Below are 18,677 nucleotides of genomic sequence, written 5' to 3' on the forward strand. Positions count from 1 at the left end.
CGCCGTGCGCCAGCGTAGCGGCCCCACCCTGACGTACGGTGAGAGCGTGAGCGACTTCTCCCCCTCGCCGGCCCTGCGGCCGTGGCAGCGCACCGCCGCAGGCGCCGGCCTGCTGGCGTCCGACGGCAGCATCGCCGCCACGATCTTCGCCGAGATGAGCGCGCTCGCGGCGCGCACCGGCGCGATCAACCTCGGTCAGGGGTTCCCCGACGAGGACGGACCGGCCGAGGTGCTCGAGGCCGCGCGCCGGGCCATCTCCGAGGGCGTGAACCAGTACCCGCCGGGGATCGGCATGCCCGTGCTGCGGGAGGCCATCGCCGAGCACCAACGTCGGTTCTACGCGCTCGAGGTCGACGCGGCATCCGAGGTGCTCGTGACGGCCGGCGCCACCGAGGCGCTCGCGGCCACCATCCTGGCGTTCGTCGACGAGGGCGATGAGGTCGTGACGTTCGAGCCGTACTACGACGCCTACGCGGCCCTCATCGCGCGGGCGGGGGGCGTGCACCGCACCGTGCCGCTCCGGTTTCCCGACTGGCGGCCCGACCACTCGGAGCTCCAGTCGGCCGTCACCGACCGCACGCGCCTCATCCTGGTGAACTCGCCCCACAACCCGACCGGCGCCGTGCTCGACGCCGACACCCTCGCGCTGGTCGTGCGCCTCGCCGAGCGGCACGACGCGATCATCGTCACCGACGAGGTGTACGAGCACCTCACGTTCGGCGTGCCGCACACGCCGATCGCGACGCTGCCCGGCGCTCGCGAACGCACCGTGTCGATCTCGTCGGGCGGCAAGACGTTCAGCACCACCGGCTGGAAGATCGGCTGGCTCACCGCACCCGCCGCGCTCGTCACGAGCGTGCTGGCGGTGAAGCAGTACCTCACGTTCGTGAACGGCGCACCGTTCCAGCCGGCCATCGCCACCGGCCTCGGGCTGCCCGATGCGGTGTTCACGGATGCCGCGACCGAGCTCCGCGCGAAGCGCGACCTGCTCGCGGACGGCCTCACCGCCGCCGGCTTCTCCGTGTCGCTGCCCGGCGCCGGGTACTTCATCGTCGCGGACGCCCGCCCGCTCGGCTACGACGACGGCGCGGCGCTCTGCCGCCGCCTGCCCGACCTCGCGGGCGTGGTGGGGGTTCCGGTCTCGGCGTTCGTGCACCCCGACCGCCAGGACGCGTACCGCAGCCTCGTGCGGTTCGCGTTCTGCAAGCGCCGCGAGGTGCTGGAGGAGGCATCCGCTCGGCTCTCGGCGCTCAGCGCTGGCGCGGACTGATCCGCTCGGTCACGTCGAAGCGGCGCAGCGCGAGCGCCGGATTGATCCGGCGCACGGCGTCGATGCGCTCATGCGAGACCCAGGCCACCGCGACATCCGTCGCCTCGCCGATCGTCGCGATCTCGACGCCCATGGGATCGACGATCATGCTGTTGCCCGCGCCCACCGGAGGCGCGTGGTCGGCCGCGACGACGTACATGGTGTTCTCGAGGGCGCGTGCGGTGGTCAGCACCCGCCAGTGCGCCTCCTTGAGCGGGCCTCGCACCCATTCGGCGGGCATGCACACCACGTCGGCGCCGGCGTCGACGATGCGGCGGGTCACCTCGGGGAAGCGGGCGTCGTAGCAGGTCTGCAGGCCGAAGCGGATGCCGCCGGCCTCGAACAGCTCGGGCGGCGCGATGTCTCCCGGCGCCACCCATTCGGACTCGCGCTGCCCGAACGCGTCGTACAGGTGCAGCTTGCGGTACCGCGCCACGACCCCGTCGTGGGGGGCGATCGCCACGACCGTGTTGCCGACGCGGCGCTCGTCGCCGCCGAGTCGCTCGATCATGCCCGCGACGAGGTGCACGTCGAGGCGCGTCGCGATGGCGCCGAGCGCCTCGGTGAACCGGCCCCCGATCGCCTCCGCGGCCCCCTGCCAGTCCCAGCCGGGCTCGGGCGTGAAGTAGCTCGAGTACTCGGGGAACACCACGAGGCGCGCACCGCGGGTCGCGGCGAGCGCCGCGAGCCGCTCGATCTCGACCAGGTTCGCGGCACGGTCGGCACCGGGCGCGAATTGTGCGACGGCGACGGCGAGAGCCCTTCCGGCGTGATCGGACATGCCGCCAGCGTAGCCCGCAGGTCGCTCTCCTGACGGGCTTCCAGCGGCTCCCCGCACCGTGGGGAGCGCTTCCCGGACGGTTCCGAGCCTCGGGCGCAAGCCCTTTTGCGCTCGAATTCCGCGTGCTGTACTGACTCGGTTACACCGGGGACCGCGACCACGCGGCCCCCATACGACGGCCCTGCGGGGAGGCTGATCGTCTCCTCGGGGCCATGACAAGAGGGAGACAACGTCGTGCTCCGAGTTCCAACCCGCGTGATCGGCGCCGCGGTGACGGGTGTCGTCGCCGTCGCGATGATCGCGACATCCGCAGGGCCGGCCAACGCCGCGCCCGACAACCTGCCCGGTGAACCCACGCTCACCCTGCCGATCAACGACAGTGAGGCGGGCGGCACCTACGAACAGGAGTTCGTGCGGGCCTATGCCGGGACCACCCCCGACGGCACGCCCGTCTACATCTACGTGCCCGCGGGCACACCCCTCGACGGCTCGGCGCCCACCGGCGTCGCGAGCCTCGACCCCGCCTTCGATCCCAATCCCGCTGACGAGTTCGAGCCGTGCGCGGACGCCAGCGCCGAGGACTACACGCTCACGCAGGCCCAGATCGACTACCTGGGCGACGAGCTCTCGAGCCAGATCGTCGCGGTCGACGAGGAGCACTACGGCCCGATGGATGCCGCGGATCCCAGTGAGCCCGCGAGCGACTCGCTCGTCATGCTCGTCTACAACGTGCAGGACGCGAACTACTACGACTGCGCGGAGACGACCTACACCGCCGGGTACTTCGCACCCGAGTACATCGACTCGTCGGGCATGAACGCGATCGTCGTGGACGCCTTCGACTGGGCGAACCGCGTCGGACCCGCGGACTCGGAGTGGAACGACGACGACCCCGACAACGACCAGCCCACGCTGTACGAGGGCGTGATCGCCCACGAGCTGGAGCACCTGCTGCACAACTACAGCGACCCGGGCGAGCTGTCGTGGGTGGATGAGGGCCTCGCGGACTTCGCGGTGTTCCTCAACGGCTACGACGTCGGCGGATCGCACCTGACGTACCACCAGGTGTTCTACGCCGACACGTCGCTCACGCGCTGGGCGGGCGGGCTGCAGAACTACGGCGCCGCCTACACGTTCTTCCAGTACCTCTGGGAGCAGGCGGGCGGCAACGGCGACGGCACCTACGCGCCCGACCTGCAGTACGACGGCGCCGGCGGCGACCTGCTGATCAAGCTCATCTTCGAGAACCAGGCCGACGGCATGGAGGGCGTCCAGGCCGCGATCGACCAGTTCAACGCGCAGACGGGTGCCGGGCTGCGCTCGGCGAAGGTGCTGTACCAGGACTGGGCCGTGGCCGTGTACCTCGACGACGAGGCATCCGACCGCTTCGACATCAAGGCCGTCGACTTCGGCGACCCCGCCTCGACGTCGTGGACGATCGACATCGCCGACGACCAGTTCTGGGAGGGCCGCGGTTCGAGCCAGGGCGCCCAGCCCGAGTCGAAGTGGCTTCGCCGCACGAACGCGCAGAGCCCGACCGCCGTGCCGTACGGCCTGCAGGTCGAGCGGTTCCGCAACCCGGGACCGAACGTCACCATCTCGCTCGACGGCGAGGACACCACGCAGGTGGCGCCGCACTCGGGTGACACGCACTGGTACGCCGGCTACGAGAGCCAGTCCGACAACATCCTCGACGTGGATGTCGCCGGCGCGGTGACGTCGCTCGACTTCTGGACCTGGCACTTCATCGAGGAGGGCTGGGACTACGGCTTCGTCGAGGCGCTCGTGAACGGCGAGTGGGTCACGGTTCCCGTGGTCGACGACTCGGGCGCGACCGTCACGACGAACGACGACCCGCATGGCGGCAACACCGAGGGCAACGGCATCACCGGCACGTCGGGCGGCGAGTACTTCGTCGACGACCCGGTGTACGTGCACTACACGGCGCAACTGCCCGACGGAACCACGGACGTGCGCTTCCGGTACTCGACGGACGCCGCCTACCTCGACACCGGATGGTTCGTGGACGACGTGATGGTGAACGGCGCGGCCGCCACCCTCTCGTCGCCCGAGGGCGAGTGGTTCGAGACGAACGGCCTGCAGGACAACAACTGGACCCTGCAGGTGGTCGCGAGCTGCGACCTCACGCCCGGGGTGGACTCGCCGTACGAGATCGCCGACGGTGCCGGCAACTACGTGTACCGGCTCGAGGGCGATGCCATCTCGCAGGGCGGCTTCAACACGAAGTGCGCGAACGGCAAGAACCGCGACTTCGCGACGCTCGTGTCGAACCTGCCGACGGGCGACCTGACGTACCTCGACGCGGGGTACGTGCTCTCGGTCACCAACAGCGGCAACGGTAAGAAGGGCTAGCTCCCGGATGCCGCGGGGCGGCGGCCTGCACCACGGTGCGGGCCGCCGCTCCTCGTCCTGCTGCGACGTCGGCCGCCGACCTGCGTCTCCGTCAGGGGAGGTGACGAACGAAGAACCGTGCGGCGCTCTCGACCTCGAACCGGGGAACGCCGGCGTGCGGCCCCGGATTGGCGTGCAGCGTCTTCTCCGCGGAGGCGAGGGCGTCGAAGAGGTCGAGCGCGGCCTGCCTCGGCACGAGTTCGTCATCCCACTGCACGAGGAACTCGACCGGGATGGTGATGCGCGACGCCCTGACCGGGACGAGGTCGCCGCCGACGAGGCCGACCACGGCGGCCCGGATCCGGGAATCGGCGGCGAAGAACGGCAGGCCGATCGCGGCGCCGAGCGACAGGCCCCAGTAGCCCACGCGCCCCTCCCCCAGGTCCTCCTGCAGGGCGTCGAGCACCGACTTCCACTCGCCCACTGCCTGCTCGGCGACCGCGGCGTGATACTCCCCGACGTGGGCCGCGACCGGTTCGCCCGCCGACATCCGCTCGGCCATGCCGGCCGAGAATCGCCGCTCGCGATCCGATCGCGGCCGGTCGCCGTGGCCGGGAGCGTCGATCGCCGCGACCGCGAAGCCGGCGGCCGCGAATCGTCGCGCGCGAGCGACGAGGGCAGGGGCGGCCTTGTGCTGGCCGCCGCCGTGGCCGAGGAGGATGAGCCGTCGCGGGTCGTGGTCGCCGGCCGGCGTCCACAGGATGCCCGGCACGTCGCCGACGGTGAAACGACGTTCGATGAGCCCGTCGTCGACGGACTCTGAGGTGAACTGCATGGTGCTGCCTTTCGGATGCGTCAGGGACGCTCCGCGGCTGCCGATGCGGCTAGGCCGTCTCTCGAGGGAGCGCCCACGTGGTCTGAACGTTGATGGGTCTCACCTCCTCGGTATGGTCGTCCTGCAGCATATCGCGCTCGCGGCCCGAGGCGATCAGCTGCCCTAGACTGACCACCGCGAGCCACGCTCGCACCCAGCCCGCATCGGAGCGGCGGGAGTCCGGGCGGTCGGCTTCAGGCAAGGGGACGTGGATGGCGGGGTTCGCGGCGTGGCTCTTCGGCCTTCGCGTGCAGCAACCCCGTGAGTACCGACGGCTCATGCGCATCCGTCGCAGCGTGTACACCCCCGTCGCGCGACTCGATGCCGAGATCATCCGGTCGGCGGAGCCGATCCCGTTCGAGGAGCTCGACCGGGCCGGCTTCGTTCCGCTGCGGCCCGGCACCCGCTGGGGCAAGGTGTTCGACTGCGCCTGGCTGCGCATCACGGGCGACGTGCCGACGGGAATCGAGGACCCCGTCGTCATGCTCGGCATCCGGGGCGAGGGCCTCGTGCACTCGGCCGACGGCGAGCTCCTCGACTCCGTCAGCACCGTCTTCCAGCAGGGCGACCTCCCGCAGAGCGGCGGCGGGCGCTACCGCCCCGTCCAGCACGTCGACACGTCGACCGGCACGGTCGAGTTCTTCGCCGATGTCACCTACAACGGCTGGATCCTCTACGAGGTGGGCCGCGCGACCTATCGCGGCGCGCACCTGGCCACCCGCGACGACGAGGCGTACGCGCTCTTCTACGACTACCTCACGCTCCTCGTGTTGGCCGGGGCCACCGAGGATGCCGCACTCGAGGTCGACGTGCGGCGCGCGCTGAACGCCGCCTACACCGCCTTCACCGCCGGCGAGGTCGTCGGCGCGCGTGCCATCCTCGCCGAGCAGCTCTCGGCGCCGTCCGCGAGCGAGTTCGTCTACAGCGCCGTCGGGCACGGCCACCTCGACATGGCCTGGCTGTGGCCGCTGCGCGAGACCCGCCGCAAGGCCGCGCGCACCTACGTCCGCGCCCTCAACGCGATCGACCGGCGCGCCGACTACGTCTACGGCACGTCACAACCGCAGCAGATGGCGTGGATGAAGCAGCGGCATCCGGCCCTCTACGACCGGATGCGGCGCGCCGTCGCCGACGGCCGCATGGAACTGCAGGGATCGTTCTGGGTCGAACCCGACACGAACCTTCCTTCGGGTGAATCGCTCGTCCGGCAGGCGCTCGTGGGCCGCCGGTTCCTCCAGGAGGAGTTCGGGCTCGGCGACGACCAGCTGCGTCTCTGCTGGCTGCCCGACACCTTCGGCTACAACGGCAACCTGCCGCAGATCCTCCGGGGCACCGGGATGGACTGGTTCCAGACCATCAAGCTCGCCTGGAACAAGGTCAACGACTTCCCGCACCGCACCTTCCACTGGCAGGGCATCGACGGGTCCACCGTCCTCGTGCACATGCCACCCGAGGGCGACTACAACAGCCGCGCGGCGGCCGACAACCTGCTCACCGGCCTGAAGCAGTACCCCGAGATCGCGTTGAACACGGCGCTCCTGGTGTACGGCTCAGGCGACGGCGGCGGCGGTCCGAACGAGATCCACCACGAGGTCACCGCTCGGGAACGGAACCTGCGCGGCCTTCCCAAGGTCGAGTACTCCTCGGCGGGCGACTTCTTCCGTTCGCTCGAGCAACGTGACATCCCCCACACCCATGTCGGCGAGCTCTACCTCGAGACGCACCAGGGCACGTACACGACGCAGGGGCGGGTCAAGCGGCACAACCGCCTCGTCGAGCGCAAGCTGCACGAGGTCGAGGCCCTGGCGGTGCTCGCGGGCGACGACAGCAGGCCCGTGCTCGAACAGCATTGGCGCGACGTGCTGCTGCACCAGTTCCACGACATCCTGCCCGGCTCGTCGATCGCCCGCGTCAACCGCGAGGCGATCGAGGCCTACGAGCGCATCGAGGCGGCACTCGACGGGTACGCCGACGGGCTCGTCGACCGGCTGCCGCGCCAGCCGGGAACGCCCACCGCCGTGAACCTGACGGGCTTCTCCCGGAGCGAGTTCCTGAAGACCGACGAGGGCTGGGTCCACGCCGAGGTCCCGCCCTACGCAGCGGCTCCGCTGGCACCGGCCGGAGCGCAGCCGGGGCTCGTCTCCTCGGAGGATGCGCTCGGGAACGGCATCCTCACGCTGCGGTTCGACGCCACCAGCGGCGAGATCGTCTCGTGCCGGGATCGCGAGGGCGCCGAGCATGCCGCCGGCGGGCTCAATCGGCTCGTGGTGCACACGGACCCCTACGTGTGGCCGTTCAACGCGTGGGACATCAAGGCCGACTACGTCGGGAAGACGCCGCGCACGCTGCGGGTCAGCCGCGTCGAGACCACGGTCGACGGCGCGTCGGCCGTTCGTCGCCAGGTGCTCCGTGGACGCGGCGTCACGATCGACCAGCGCGTCGTGCTCGACGCCGGCAGCGACGTCGTGCGGTTCGAGACCGAGGTCGACTGGCACACGCGGCACCGGATGCTGCGTGCGGAGTTCCGGCCGGTCCACTCCGGCGAGACGGTGCGGTGCGAGATCCAGTTCGGGCACATCGAACGGGTGACCACCGAGCGCGACTCGATCGAGAAGGCGCAGTTCGAGGTCTGCGCGCACAAGTGGATCGCCACGGAGGATGCCGGCGGCGGGTTCGCCCTGCTCAACGACGGCAAGTACGGGCACCGGGCCAAGAACGGGCTGCTGAGCCTCAACCTGCTGCGCTCCCCGACGTTCCCCGACAAGACGGCCGACCGCGGCATCCACCACTTCACGTATGCGTTCTGCCCGTTCGAACGCGGCGATCTGGGCAAGGTGGTGCGCGAGGGCTACCGGCTGAACAACCCGCTTCGGATCACCGACGGTGTGGCGTTCGACAGCCTGGTCGATGTCGACGACCCAGGCGTCATCGTGGAGACCGTGAAGCGGGCCGAGCACGGCGACGGCATCGTGCTCCGGCTGTACGAGAGCCTCGGGCGTCCGACCACGGTCTCGCTGCGGGTCGACCGGGCGTATCGCGCGGCGCACGAGACCGACCTGCTCGAACGGCCCCGGGGAGCCGCCGACCTCGGTCGGATCGCCTTCGGGCCGTTCGAGATCAAGACGATCCTGCTGGAGGACTGAGCGGTGACGGCGACGGCGAACCAGGACGCGACCGAAGGCGTCGTCCCTCCGAGACGGCAGCGGATCGCCGTGGTCACGGCGGGATTCGGCCAGAACATCGTGCTCACCACGGTGTCGACGTTCATCCTCGTGTACCTGCTGCAGTATGCGGGGATCAGCACCGCGGGGCTCGCGGTGGTCACGATCATCATCACCGTCTCGAAGGTCGTCGACGCGATCCTCGACCCCGTCATGGGCAGCATCATCGACATGACCCGCACCCGGTGGGGCAAGCTCCGGCCGTACATCCTGTTCTCCGCCGCGCCCGTCGCGTTGCTCTCGGGGCTCCTCTTCACCGTGCCCGACACGGCCGAGCCGCTCAAGCTCGTGTACTTCGGGGTCTGCTACGTGCTGTGGAGCCTCGCGTACACGGTGTGCGACGTGCCGTTCTGGGGTCTCATCGGCTCCGCCTTCGCCGACCCGGCGGAGCGCACGCGAGTGATCGGGAACGTCCGCGCCTTCGGAGCCATCGCGCTCGGAGTCGCGACGCTCGGAATGCCGTGGGTGGCGCGCCTGCTGAGCTTCGGGCCCGAGACGACGAGCAGCGGATGGTCGCTGGCCGTGTTCATCACGTCGTTCCTCGGCATGGGCGTCTTCCTGCTCGCCTTCTTCTTCACCCGGGAGCGACGGACCTCGGCCGCCTCGACGGGGCTCTCCCTGCGTCAGCTCGTCACCGCGCTGTTCCGGAACACGCCGCTGCTCATGGTGCTGCTCGGTTCCGTACTCGGCTTCGGACGGTTCATCGTCCAGGCGGGCGGTGCGGTCTTCGTGGTGATCGCGTACGGGAACGAGGGCACCTTCACCCTCGTCGGAGCCGCGATCATCGCGGGCATGGTCGTCTCGTCCTTCGCGACGCCGCTGCTGCTCCGCCGCCTCTCCGGGCGCACGCTCATCGTGGGCAGTTCCCTCGTGGCCGCCGTGCTGTACGTCGCCATGTACCTCGTCGGATTCGCGAACCTCGCCGCCATCCTGGTGTTCATCTTCCTCACCGGACTCACCCTCGGCATCTTCCTCGTCACGCAGGCGACGATGATCGCCGACTCCGTCGACGACACGGAGCGCCGTCTCGGGGTTCGCAACGACGGCATCTCCTTCGCCAGCCTCACCTTCGCCACGAAGATCATGAACGCGCTGGCCGTGCTCGTGTTCGGGGCCTTCGTGGTGATGGCCGGGTACGAGGCCGGCGTGACGGTCACGCCCGAGATGCAGCAGACGGTCTTCGCGGCGATCACCCTCGTGCCCGCGGCCAGCTGCCTGCTCTCGGCGATCCCCTTCCTGTTCTATCGGCTGGGTGCGCCGGCACCCGGCCGCACGGATGCCGCGGCCGGCTGACCCGGCTCCCCCCTCTGGTCGCGCGGGCGCCCATGACGCGCTGGAAATGCAGAAGATCCCGGCCTCTGTTCGAGACCGGGATCTTCTGTTTCGGTTGCGGGGGCAGGATTTGAACCTACGACCTCTGGGTTATGAGCCCAGCGAGCTACCGAACTGCTCCACCCCGCGACGCTGACTCCCGTGCGGCAGTCACTCCTCGCGATATCACCGATCAGATCGACATCTCTCGAGCGAGCCGATCGCGATGATGTGGCCAGTCTACGACAACTCTCGACCCCGCTCGACCGTCGACCTCGCTCGACCACGCATGGGGCGTCCCTCCGCGGGCCGCTATCGCACGCCGATGTTGACGGAGTAGGTCTGCCCGTCGTCCAGACGAACGCCGATGCGATAGTAGTTGCCGCCCGACGGGGTCTTCCAGTTGTAGCCGTACTGGGAGCCCTCCAATCGATACGTGCTGCCGCTGTCGGCGGCCACCGAGTAGAGCGACTCGTCGACGGGCAGGTTCATGGAGGCGCCCTTGGCCGGGGCCAGCCATGCCGGTGCGACATTCGTCGGTACGACCGTCCCGCTCGCGTTCTTGAGCTGGAGCTTGACCGGGATCGTGCTCCCGCCCTTGAAGACGCTCGTCGAGGTGCCGACCTGGTGTGCGGTGTCGTTGATCGGCTGCAGGAATCCGTCGAACCGGTAGATCACCCGGAAGCTCCCCGTCGTCGTTGCCGTGTTCCCGGCCGTGTCCGTCGCCCTCGCGGTGTAGGTGAAGGTGCCGACCCCGTTGGGAGTTCCTCCGGAGATCGTGACCACGCACGATCCCGCAAGGCCGGAGAAGCCATCGCCGGCCGTGCAGCTTGCCGGAGGTACGGCGCCGAGCGTGTAGGTGCCGCCGGCAACGTTGACCACGGCGATGGTGGGCGCCTCGGTGTCGATGTTGATGCCGGATACCGCGGTGACTGCCGTGTTGCCGGCCTTGTCGGTCGCGGTGCCGCTCGCAGAGTTCGCACCGTTGGCGGTGAGGATCACATCATCGGGGCAGGTGGCCACTCCGGAGCGGCCGTCGGAGCAGGTGAAGTGAACCGTGACCGGCCCCACATACCAACCGTTGCCACCCTGCGTGCCACTGACGACCGCACCGCTGATGGTCGGCGCCGTCTTGTCGAGTCTGATGGTCACCGCGTCGGTTCCCACGTTGCCCGCGGTATCCGTCGCCGATCCGACCAAGACCTGCCCGTCGGTCTCGGTGGAGACCGTCACGGGGGCGGTCACGTCGGCGACGCCGGATCCGGCATCGTCGTCCTTGGCACCGAAGGTGACCGTGACGTCGCTCCTGTTCCAGTCGTTCGCGTTGGGCACGGGTGACAGCGTGTGGGTGACCATCGGGGCGATGTTGTCCCACTTGAGTGCGACGGCGTTCGAGGCCTCGGTGTTGCCCGCGATATCGACTGCCCAGTAGTGCACGGTGCCGATACCGCTTCCGTCGAGCGGGACACTGATCGTCTTGGCTGCACCTGCTGCCACCTGCTCGGCGCCGCCGTCGATCCTGTAGTGGATCTCCTTGACCCCCGACAGACCGGCCTGGTCGGTGGCCGCCAGCACGACATTCGCCGTCGCACCCGTGCACCAGCCGTTGGTCTTGGTGCACTGGTTGTTGGCTGTCGTGCTCGGGGCTGATCCGTCGATGTTGATGCCGCCGATGGTCTTTCCGGCACTGAGGTTGCCCGCCTTGTCGCCGGCCGGGTCGCTGGTGATGGCCTGGCCGGCTCCGTCGCCGGAGATCACCGCGCTGGTCGGGCAGGATGCCACCCCTGACAGTGCATCCGTGCAGGTGAAGTCCACCACCACCTGGTCGCGGTACCAGCCGGCGGCATTCGGAGTCGTCGTCGGACCGCCGTCGATGTGCGGCGCGGTGCGGTCGATGTTGATTCCGTTCACCGATGCCGTCGCCGTGTTCCCCGCCTTGTCGAGGATGCTGGCTGAGGCGCCCAGGTCGTTGCCCTCGCCGCTGATCGTGCTGTCGGCCGGTTGCGTCGACGGGTCGATGCCCGAGAGCGCGTCGTTCCCCGTCCACTCGATCGTGACATCGCCGTTGTACCAGCCGGCGCCATTGGCATCGACCGTCGCGGCGCCGACGAGCGTCGGCGCGGTCTTGTCGATGTTGATGTGGTCGACGATCGTCGAATTGACGTTGCCGGCGACGTCCTGGGTGTCGCCCTGGACCTGCTGGTCGGCGCCCTCGCTGGTGAGCGTTCCATCGGGACCGCAACCGGCGACTCCGGACTCGGCGTCGGTGCACGTGAAGGTCACGCCGACGTCCGTGTTGTTCCAGCCGAAACCGTTCGCCGCCGGAGACGCCACGCCGACGATGGATGGGGCGACATCGTCGACGTTCACGATCGTCGTCCGCTTCGCCTCCGCGTTGCCGGCGAGGTCGACGCTCCAGTAGGTGATTGAGTGGCTCCCTGTGGCGAGCTCCGCGGTGAACGGCACGCCGTACGTCTGGGCTCCGCCACCGTCGATCTCGTAGTAGGTCGCCGAAATGCCCGACTCGGCATCGTCAGCGTCGAATGCGACCGGGATGCCGCTCATGACGAACCAGCCGCTGGCCGGCGAGATCGGGTTGATCACCGTCGTGACCGGCGGCACGTCGTCGATCTTGAGCGTGACGCTGTTGACGGTCGCATCTTCGCTGTTGCCCGCGACATCCGTGCTCCAGAACGCGATGGTGTGCGTGCCCTTCTGGGTGTATGGGAAGGCGCCGGTGTAGGGCTGGGCCGCGGCCCCGTCGATGCTGAAATACGTCGCCGCCACGCCGGAGAGTGTGTCGTGTCCGATCAACGCGACCGGGACTGCGTCGGCATACCAACCGCTCGGGAGCGGGTCGGGAATTGTCGCGGTGGTGGTCGGTGCGGTGCGGTCGATCTGGATGCCGTCCACCGTCGTGCTTGCGGTGTTCCCGGCGACGTCCGTGCATGTGGCCGACGACGCCAGGTTGCCGCCCTCCCCCGTGACCGTGTCATCCACCGGCTCGGCTGCAACCCCGGACAGCGCATCCGTGCACGACCAGAGCACCGTCACGTCATCGGCATGCCAACCAGGCGAGAACACCGCAGTGACGACCGGCGCCGTCGTGTCGACGTTGATCCCCGACACCCCTGCGCTCGCGCTGTTCCCAGCCGCATCCGTCGCGGTGCCAGTCACCGACTGGTTCGCACCCTCGCCCAGGATCTGGGCACCCGACGCGGAGGCCAGACCCGAGAGCGCATCGTTCGCGGAGAAGCTCACCGTCACGGCATCCCGATACCAACCGGCGCCGTTGGGCGCCCGATCAGCCGAAGCCGAGATCGTCGGCGCGGTCTTGTCGATGCTCACCACGGCCGTATCCGACGCGGAGTTCCCCGCATTGTCGGTCGCGGTGCCCGTCACCTGCTGGGAAAGACCCTCAGACGACTGCGTCACGGGTGCCGTGCACGACGCAACACCGGAACCGGCGTCAGCACACGTGAACGTGACCGTCACGCCCTGGTTCGACCACGCACCCTCCGAGTACGTCAGCGGCGTGAACGAGTGACCGATCGTCGGGGCCGTCTTGTCGATCTTCACGTGGGCCGTTTGCGCGGCCTCGACGTTGCCGGCCCGATCGGTGCTGAAGAATGAGATCGAGTGATCGCCCTCGCTCGACAGGATCACGCTCGTCCCGCTCTGCACCGCTCCGCCATCGATCGCGTACGACGTCGACCCGATGCCCGACAGATTGTCGGATGGCGACAGCACCAACGTCACACTGCCGCTCGTCCAGGTGTTCGAGGACCCGCTCACTCCCGTCACCGGAGCCGTCCGGTCGACATTCACCGGCACGCTCGACGCCGTCCTCGTGTTCCCGGCCCGGTCCGCGATCGACGCGCTTGCGGTCAACGCGCTGCCCTCACCGGTGATGAGGCCATTCGCGGGCTGCGTCGACGGGTTGATCCCCGACAGCGCGTCGACCCCGGACCAGCCGATCGCGACATCGCCCTTGTACCAGCCGTTGCCGTTGGCCGAGGTGGTCGGTGTGCCGGTGAGGGTCGGCGCCGTCTTGTCGATGCTGATGCCTGAGACACCCGCACTCGCAGCGTTGTCTGCATTGTCCACTGCGGTTCCGGACACCGACTGGTTCGCTGCCTCGGTCGAGAGCACCACCGTGCCGCCACCGGTGCAGGACTTGATCCCGGAGAGCGCGTCCGCGCAGGTGAGCGAGACCGTGACATCGGAGTTGTTCCACCCGGCCGCGTTCGCGGCCGGAGCGGCGCTTCCGGTGATGGTCGGGTTCATCTTGTCGAGCTTGACGACCACCGCGCCGGTGCCGCTGTTGCCCAGTCGGTCGCTTGCCGTGGCGTTCTTCGTGACACCCGCAGTGTTCGAGTTCACGCTCTCCGTGGCGGGGGTGGGCCCGGTGCCGATCCCCGAACCGGCATCCGTTGCCGACCAGGTGATACCGACGTTGGCCTTGTTCCACCCGGCTGCGTTGGCGGCAGGTGCCAGGGACGCGTTCAACACCGGCCCCGTGTTGTCGAGGGTGAACGATGCCTGCAGCGAATTGGTTTGGCCCGTGCATTTCCCCTGCGCGTTCACGTTGGGCGAGGCGAACACGGTCACGGCCTGGGCGCCGTCGCCCGCACCGGCCGTCGTCGTGAAGGTCCAGTTCGTCTTGGCCCCGGCAGATTGGTCGTGTGCGGTGAACGCGCCGGCGACATCCACGCACCTGGTGTCACTGCTCGTGATGGCCGTGAGCGTCAGCGCCCCGCCCTGCTTCGCATACAGCGTGCCGCCCGACGAGACGGTGCCGGCACCCCCGGTGAACGTCGCGGTCGTGACGGTCGAAGCGAAGGCCGGCATGCCACTGAGCATGGCCGCGACCACCGCCCCCGATGCGATCACGGCAAGCCAGCCGCGCATCCGGCCCTCCGGAACACGAACTCGTCTCGTCGAAATGCCGCTGGAAGCGCGCATGAGAACCTCCGGGAATAGCGGCGCTCGGGTACGCCACCAAGGCCCAAAGTCTGTTGCGCCCAAATGATCGGGTCAATCCCCCGTTCATGGGGTGTTCGCGGGCCGAGACCTGCGCGACCTCGACATGTTCCGTCGCTGGGTCGACACGCCCAACCTCGTCGTCGTCGACCAGCGGACATTCAGCTTCTGCAGACTATTGTGCAGTAACTGCACTTAACTGTTTCATGGACTGAAGGGAACTTCGATGACCAACCCTCCGGCACCACCGGTGCTGCGAGCCGTCGACCTGACGCGGAGTTACGGCAGGGGCCAAGCGCGATTCGACGCGCTCCGAGGCGTCTCGCTCGAGGTCCGCCGCGGCGAGTCGCTCGCGATCGTCGGCAAGAGCGGCTCGGGCAAGTCCACGCTCATGCACCTGCTCGCGCTGCTCGACCGGCCCGACTCCGGTCGGGTCGAGATCGACGGCCAGGACGTCGGCGCTGCTCCGGCGGCCGTGGTGAACCGCCTTCGGAACGAGCGGTTCGGTTTCGTCTTCCAGCAGTTCTTCCTCACCGCCGGCCAGACCGTGCTCGAGAACGTGAGCCTGCCGCTCGTCGTGGCGGGGGTCGCGCCGCGCGAACGGCGACGTCGCGCGCTCGCGTCGCTCGACGCACTCGGGCTCGCCGACAAGGCCGGCAACAGGGCCAACGACCTGTCGGGCGGCCAGAAGCAGCGCGTCGTGATCGCCCGCGCCCTCGTCAACGAACCCGACCTGATCTTCGCCGACGAACCTACCGGCAACCTCGACACCGCCACCGGACACCAGGTGGACGACCTGCTCTTCGGCCTCCAGCGCGAGCGCGGCATCACCCTCGTGGTCGTGACGCACGACGAGGAGCTCGCCGCGCGCTGCGATCGCCGCATCACCATCGCCGACGGGCTCATCGTCGGCGAATCGGATGCCGCGGCATCCGTCATCGCGGAAGGAGCGGGTCGATGAGGGCCGCCGATGTCATCACGAGCGCCACGCGGAACGCGTTCCGCTCGAAGCTCCGCACGACGCTCACCGTGCTCTCGCTGTTCGTCGGTGCATTCACCCTGACGCTCACCACGGCGCTCGGCGCGGGGGTCAGCGACTACGTCACGAAGCAGGTCGCCTCGCTCTCCACCGGGGACGTGCTGCTCGTGAGCCCCGCGACCACGACCGACACCACCGACGGTCCGGCGGAGTACGACCCCGACGGCCGCCAGCAGTCGTCTCAGGCCAACCCGCTCGGCGGTGGCACGCTCATGAGCGACGATGACCTCGACGCGATCGCCGCGATCTATGGCGTGGACCGGGTGGAACCCATCCGCTCGATCTCCGTCGACTGGGTCGCGGCATCCGACACGTCCACCGACACGAGGTTCGAGCTCGACGTGAACCCCACCTCGTCCATCGGACGCAGTGACCTCGTCGCCGGAGCGCAGCTCGACCAGGAGGCCGACGAGGCGCAGGTCATCCTGCCCGAGGACTACGTCGACACGCTCGGGTACGACGATGCCGACGACGCGATCGGTCGCACGGTGGAACTCGGGTACACCGTGGCCGATGGCGGCGAGCAGAGCACCGAGGCCACGATCGTCGGCGTCGCGCGCACCAGCCTGCTCGCCTCGGGGGCCGGGGCCAACCAGGCCCTCACCACCGAGGTCGCCGACGCGCAGGCCGTGCCGGGGCAGCCCGACGCGTACGCCGTCGCGGTCGCGTACCTCACCGGGTCGGGCGCCGACGGCGCCGTCACCGACGACGACGTGACCGAGGTGAAGCTCGCGCTCGCGGATGCGGACCTCGCCGGGCAGACGGTCGAGGACCAGCTCGGCGTCGTGCAGACGATCATCAACGGCATCATCGGCGTGCTCAGCGCGTTCGCGATCGTGGCCCTCATCGCCGCGTCGTTCGGCATCATCAACACGCTGCTGATGAGCGTCCAGGAGCGCACCAGGGAGATCGGGCTCATGAAGGCGATGGGCATGTCGAACGGGCGCGTGTTCGGGCTGTTCAGCCTTGAAGCCGTCGTCATCGGATTCCTCGGGAGCGCGCTCGGCGCCCTGGCGGCCATCGGGGTCGGTACCGCGATCTCGTCCGTCGCGTCGGCCGGCCCCCTTGCCGCCCTGCCCGGGCTCACGCTCCTGCTGTTCGACCCGCTGAGCGTCGCCCTCGTGATCGCGGCGATCATGCTCATCGCCTTCCTCTCGGGTGTACTGCCCGCCCGCCGCGCTGCCCGACAGGATCCGATCGAGTCGCTACGGTACGAGTAGCGGAGGGAGCAGAGAACATGTCGACCGCACCGGGTGCCGGGCCGCGTCGTCGCGGAGCCGCCGAGACGACCGCCGCCATCGAGCGCGCCGCCGTCGAGCTCGTGCTCGAGCACGGCTACGACCTGGTGACGGTCGACATGATCTGCGAGGCGGCCGGCGTCTCCCAGCGCACCTTCTTCAACCACTTCAGGACGAAGGATGCCGCGCTGCTCGGCGTGGACCTGCCCACCATCGATGAGCGCGCGGCGCGCGCGTTCATCGTGTCCGACGGGCCGCTCCTCGCCGAGGCCGTCGGCCTCATCCGGATCGACCCGTCGAAGCTGCCCGGCGACCCCGCCGTCATGGCTGAGCGATTCCAGGCCATCTCGACCCATCCGGCGCTGCTCGCCCGGCAGATGGAACGGCTGGCCGCGATCGAGGGCGAGCTTCGCGAGATCATCGCCCTCCGCCTCCGCCAGCAGTCGGGCAGGGATGGCACGGATGCCGCGTCCGACGCCGAGCTCGACGCGCAGGCCGAGCTCATCACCCACATGCTGGCCGGAGTCATGCGCTACGTCGGCGTGGAATGGGCTCGACGGATGCGTGACGGCGCAGCCCCGCAACCGCCCGACGGGCCCGAGTTCCGCGCCACCCTCGCGGCGGCACTGCGCCGGCTCGGCTGAGCGAGCGCGGCACGCCGAGCGCGCACCACAGCGTGTGGTCCGGCGGTGGTCACACCAGCCCGAGTGCGTGCGCGTCGCGTTCGGTGTGGCGCATCCGCTCGGTCGCCGACTCGCCGAGCCGCTCGAAGCACGAGGCGATCACCGCTTCGACGAGGGCCATCGCCGGCGTCATCGCATCGAACGGCGACGACGAGTCCGTGGCGCTCGGGAGCACCACCGTCGCCACGGAGGCGATGGGCGACATCCAGGTGTCGGTGAAGAGCACCACCCGCGTCCGCTTCGCGGCGGCGAACTCGGCCAGCGCCCGGGTCGGCTCCTCATACCGCCGGAAGTCGAAGAGCACGAGCACGTCGCGGCGGGTCAGGGTGCCCATCTCCGCCGCCCGGCTGCTGGTCTCGTCGGGAAGCATCGCGGCGCCGGGGCGCATCGAGCGCAGGTGCAGCTCGAGGAACCGAGCGAGGAGCTGGCTGTAGCGGCCGCCGGCGAGCCGGATCTGCGCTCGCGGATCCGCGAGCGCCTCCGCGCACGCCTCGATGTCGTGGGGCGGCACCGTGGCGAACGTGCGCTCCACGGAGGACACGGCGATGGCGGCGGGATCGGCCGGCTCCGCCGGCGAGGGGTGCTCGACCCCGCGGTCGTAGATCGCGAGCGGCGAGGCCGAACGCTGGTCGAGGTCGTCCCTGAGCGCCTGCTGGAACTCGGGGAATCCCCGGTAGCCGAGCCTCGTCGCGAATCGCACCACCGTGGGCCCGCTCACCCCCGCCCGGGAGGCCAGCCGCGCCACCGTCTCGAACCCGGCGGACGGGTAGCCGTTGAGCAGCGCCCGCCCGACCTTGCGCTCGGCGGGCGAGAGCTCGCCCATGCGCGAACGGATCGCCTCGGCCACGGACGTGACCGGCGCCGGTTCACTCGCCATCGTCGGCTC

The 18,677-nt window shown here is 69.6% G+C and carries 11 protein-coding genes and 1 tRNA gene; 7 read left to right on the forward strand and 5 right to left on the reverse strand.

The window, feature by feature from the left end; translation table 11 throughout:
• The first annotated feature begins 46 nt into the window (after positions 1-46).
• Complete coding sequence (locus tag J2X63_RS17755) at positions 47-1,270, forward strand: aminotransferase class I/II-fold pyridoxal phosphate-dependent enzyme (protein WP_309979692.1); 1,224 nt, start codon at positions 47-49, stop codon at positions 1,268-1,270.
• Here J2X63_RS17755 and J2X63_RS17760 read toward each other — a convergent pair.
• Positions 1,251-2,090 carry a carbon-nitrogen hydrolase family protein gene (locus J2X63_RS17760; protein ID WP_309979694.1) on the reverse strand — a complete coding sequence of 280 codons (840 nt, stop codon included), beginning with the start codon at positions 2,088-2,090 and terminating at the stop codon, positions 1,251-1,253. The genes J2X63_RS17755 and J2X63_RS17760 overlap by 20 nt on opposite strands.
• Before the next feature lie 234 nt (positions 2,091-2,324).
• On the opposite strand from J2X63_RS17760, the gene J2X63_RS17765 reads away from it, so the two are divergent.
• Positions 2,325-4,463, forward strand: coding sequence for a hypothetical protein (locus J2X63_RS17765; protein WP_309979695.1), 2,139 nt, complete (start codon positions 2,325-2,327; stop codon positions 4,461-4,463).
• 91 nt (positions 4,464-4,554) lie between these two features.
• On the opposite strand, the gene J2X63_RS17770 is transcribed toward J2X63_RS17765, so the two are convergent.
• Entirely contained in the window at positions 4,555-5,277 is a 723-nt protein-coding gene (locus J2X63_RS17770; RefSeq protein WP_309979698.1) for a serine aminopeptidase domain-containing protein, read from the reverse strand.
• A gap of 251 nt (positions 5,278-5,528) precedes the next feature.
• On the opposite strand from J2X63_RS17770, the gene J2X63_RS17775 reads away from it, so the two are divergent.
• Both J2X63_RS17775 and J2X63_RS17780 read left to right on the forward strand, forming a co-directional pair.
• Entirely contained in the window at positions 5,529-8,459 is a 2,931-nt protein-coding gene (locus J2X63_RS17775; RefSeq protein ID WP_309979700.1) for a glycoside hydrolase family 38 C-terminal domain-containing protein, read from the forward strand.
• A gap of 3 nt (positions 8,460-8,462) precedes the next feature.
• Positions 8,463-9,830 carry a glycoside-pentoside-hexuronide (GPH):cation symporter gene (locus J2X63_RS17780; RefSeq protein WP_309979702.1) on the forward strand — a complete coding sequence of 456 codons (1,368 nt, stop codon included), beginning with the start codon at positions 8,463-8,465 and terminating at the stop codon, positions 9,828-9,830.
• A gap of 94 nt (positions 9,831-9,924) precedes the next feature.
• Here the strand turns inward: J2X63_RS17780 and J2X63_RS17785 are convergent.
• Both J2X63_RS17785 and J2X63_RS17790 read right to left on the reverse strand, forming a co-directional pair.
• Positions 9,925-9,998 (reverse strand) — tRNA-Met (locus J2X63_RS17785).
• A gap of 162 nt (positions 9,999-10,160) precedes the next feature.
• The gene (locus J2X63_RS17790; protein ID WP_309979703.1) at positions 10,161-14,699 is read right to left on the reverse strand and encodes an OmpL47-type beta-barrel domain-containing protein; all 4,539 of its coding nucleotides are present in this window, start codon (positions 14,697-14,699) and stop codon (positions 10,161-10,163) included.
• A gap of 358 nt (positions 14,700-15,057) precedes the next feature.
• On the opposite strand from J2X63_RS17790, the gene J2X63_RS17795 reads away from it, so the two are divergent.
• Genes J2X63_RS17795 through J2X63_RS17805 form a run of 3 tightly spaced genes read left to right on the forward strand, consistent with a single transcriptional unit; the run spans position 15,058 to position 17,752 of the window.
• A complete protein-coding gene (locus J2X63_RS17795; protein ID WP_309979705.1) occupies positions 15,058-15,792 on the forward strand; it encodes an ABC transporter ATP-binding protein in 735 nt (244 codons plus the stop codon).
• Positions 15,789-17,090: an ABC transporter permease gene (locus J2X63_RS17800; RefSeq protein ID WP_309979707.1), complete on the forward strand. Its 1,302-nt coding sequence runs from the start codon at positions 15,789-15,791 to the stop codon at positions 17,088-17,090. The genes J2X63_RS17795 and J2X63_RS17800 overlap by 4 nt, the downstream gene beginning before the upstream one ends.
• A 17-nt stretch (positions 17,091-17,107) precedes the next feature.
• Positions 17,108-17,752 carry a helix-turn-helix domain-containing protein gene (locus tag J2X63_RS17805; RefSeq protein WP_309979710.1) on the forward strand — a complete coding sequence of 215 codons (645 nt, stop codon included), beginning with the start codon at positions 17,108-17,110 and terminating at the stop codon, positions 17,750-17,752.
• Positions 17,753-17,801: 49 nt separating this feature from the next.
• Here the strand turns inward: J2X63_RS17805 and J2X63_RS17810 are convergent, their stop codons facing one another.
• Positions 17,802-18,668 (reverse strand): MurR/RpiR family transcriptional regulator, encoded by an 867-nt coding sequence (locus J2X63_RS17810; protein WP_309979713.1) that lies wholly within the window; start codon positions 18,666-18,668, stop codon positions 17,802-17,804.
• Positions 18,669-18,677: the final 9 nt, after the last annotated feature.

Source organism: Agromyces sp. 3263 (assembly GCF_031456545.1).
Classification (GTDB): Bacteria; Actinomycetota; Actinomycetes; order Actinomycetales; family Microbacteriaceae; genus Agromyces.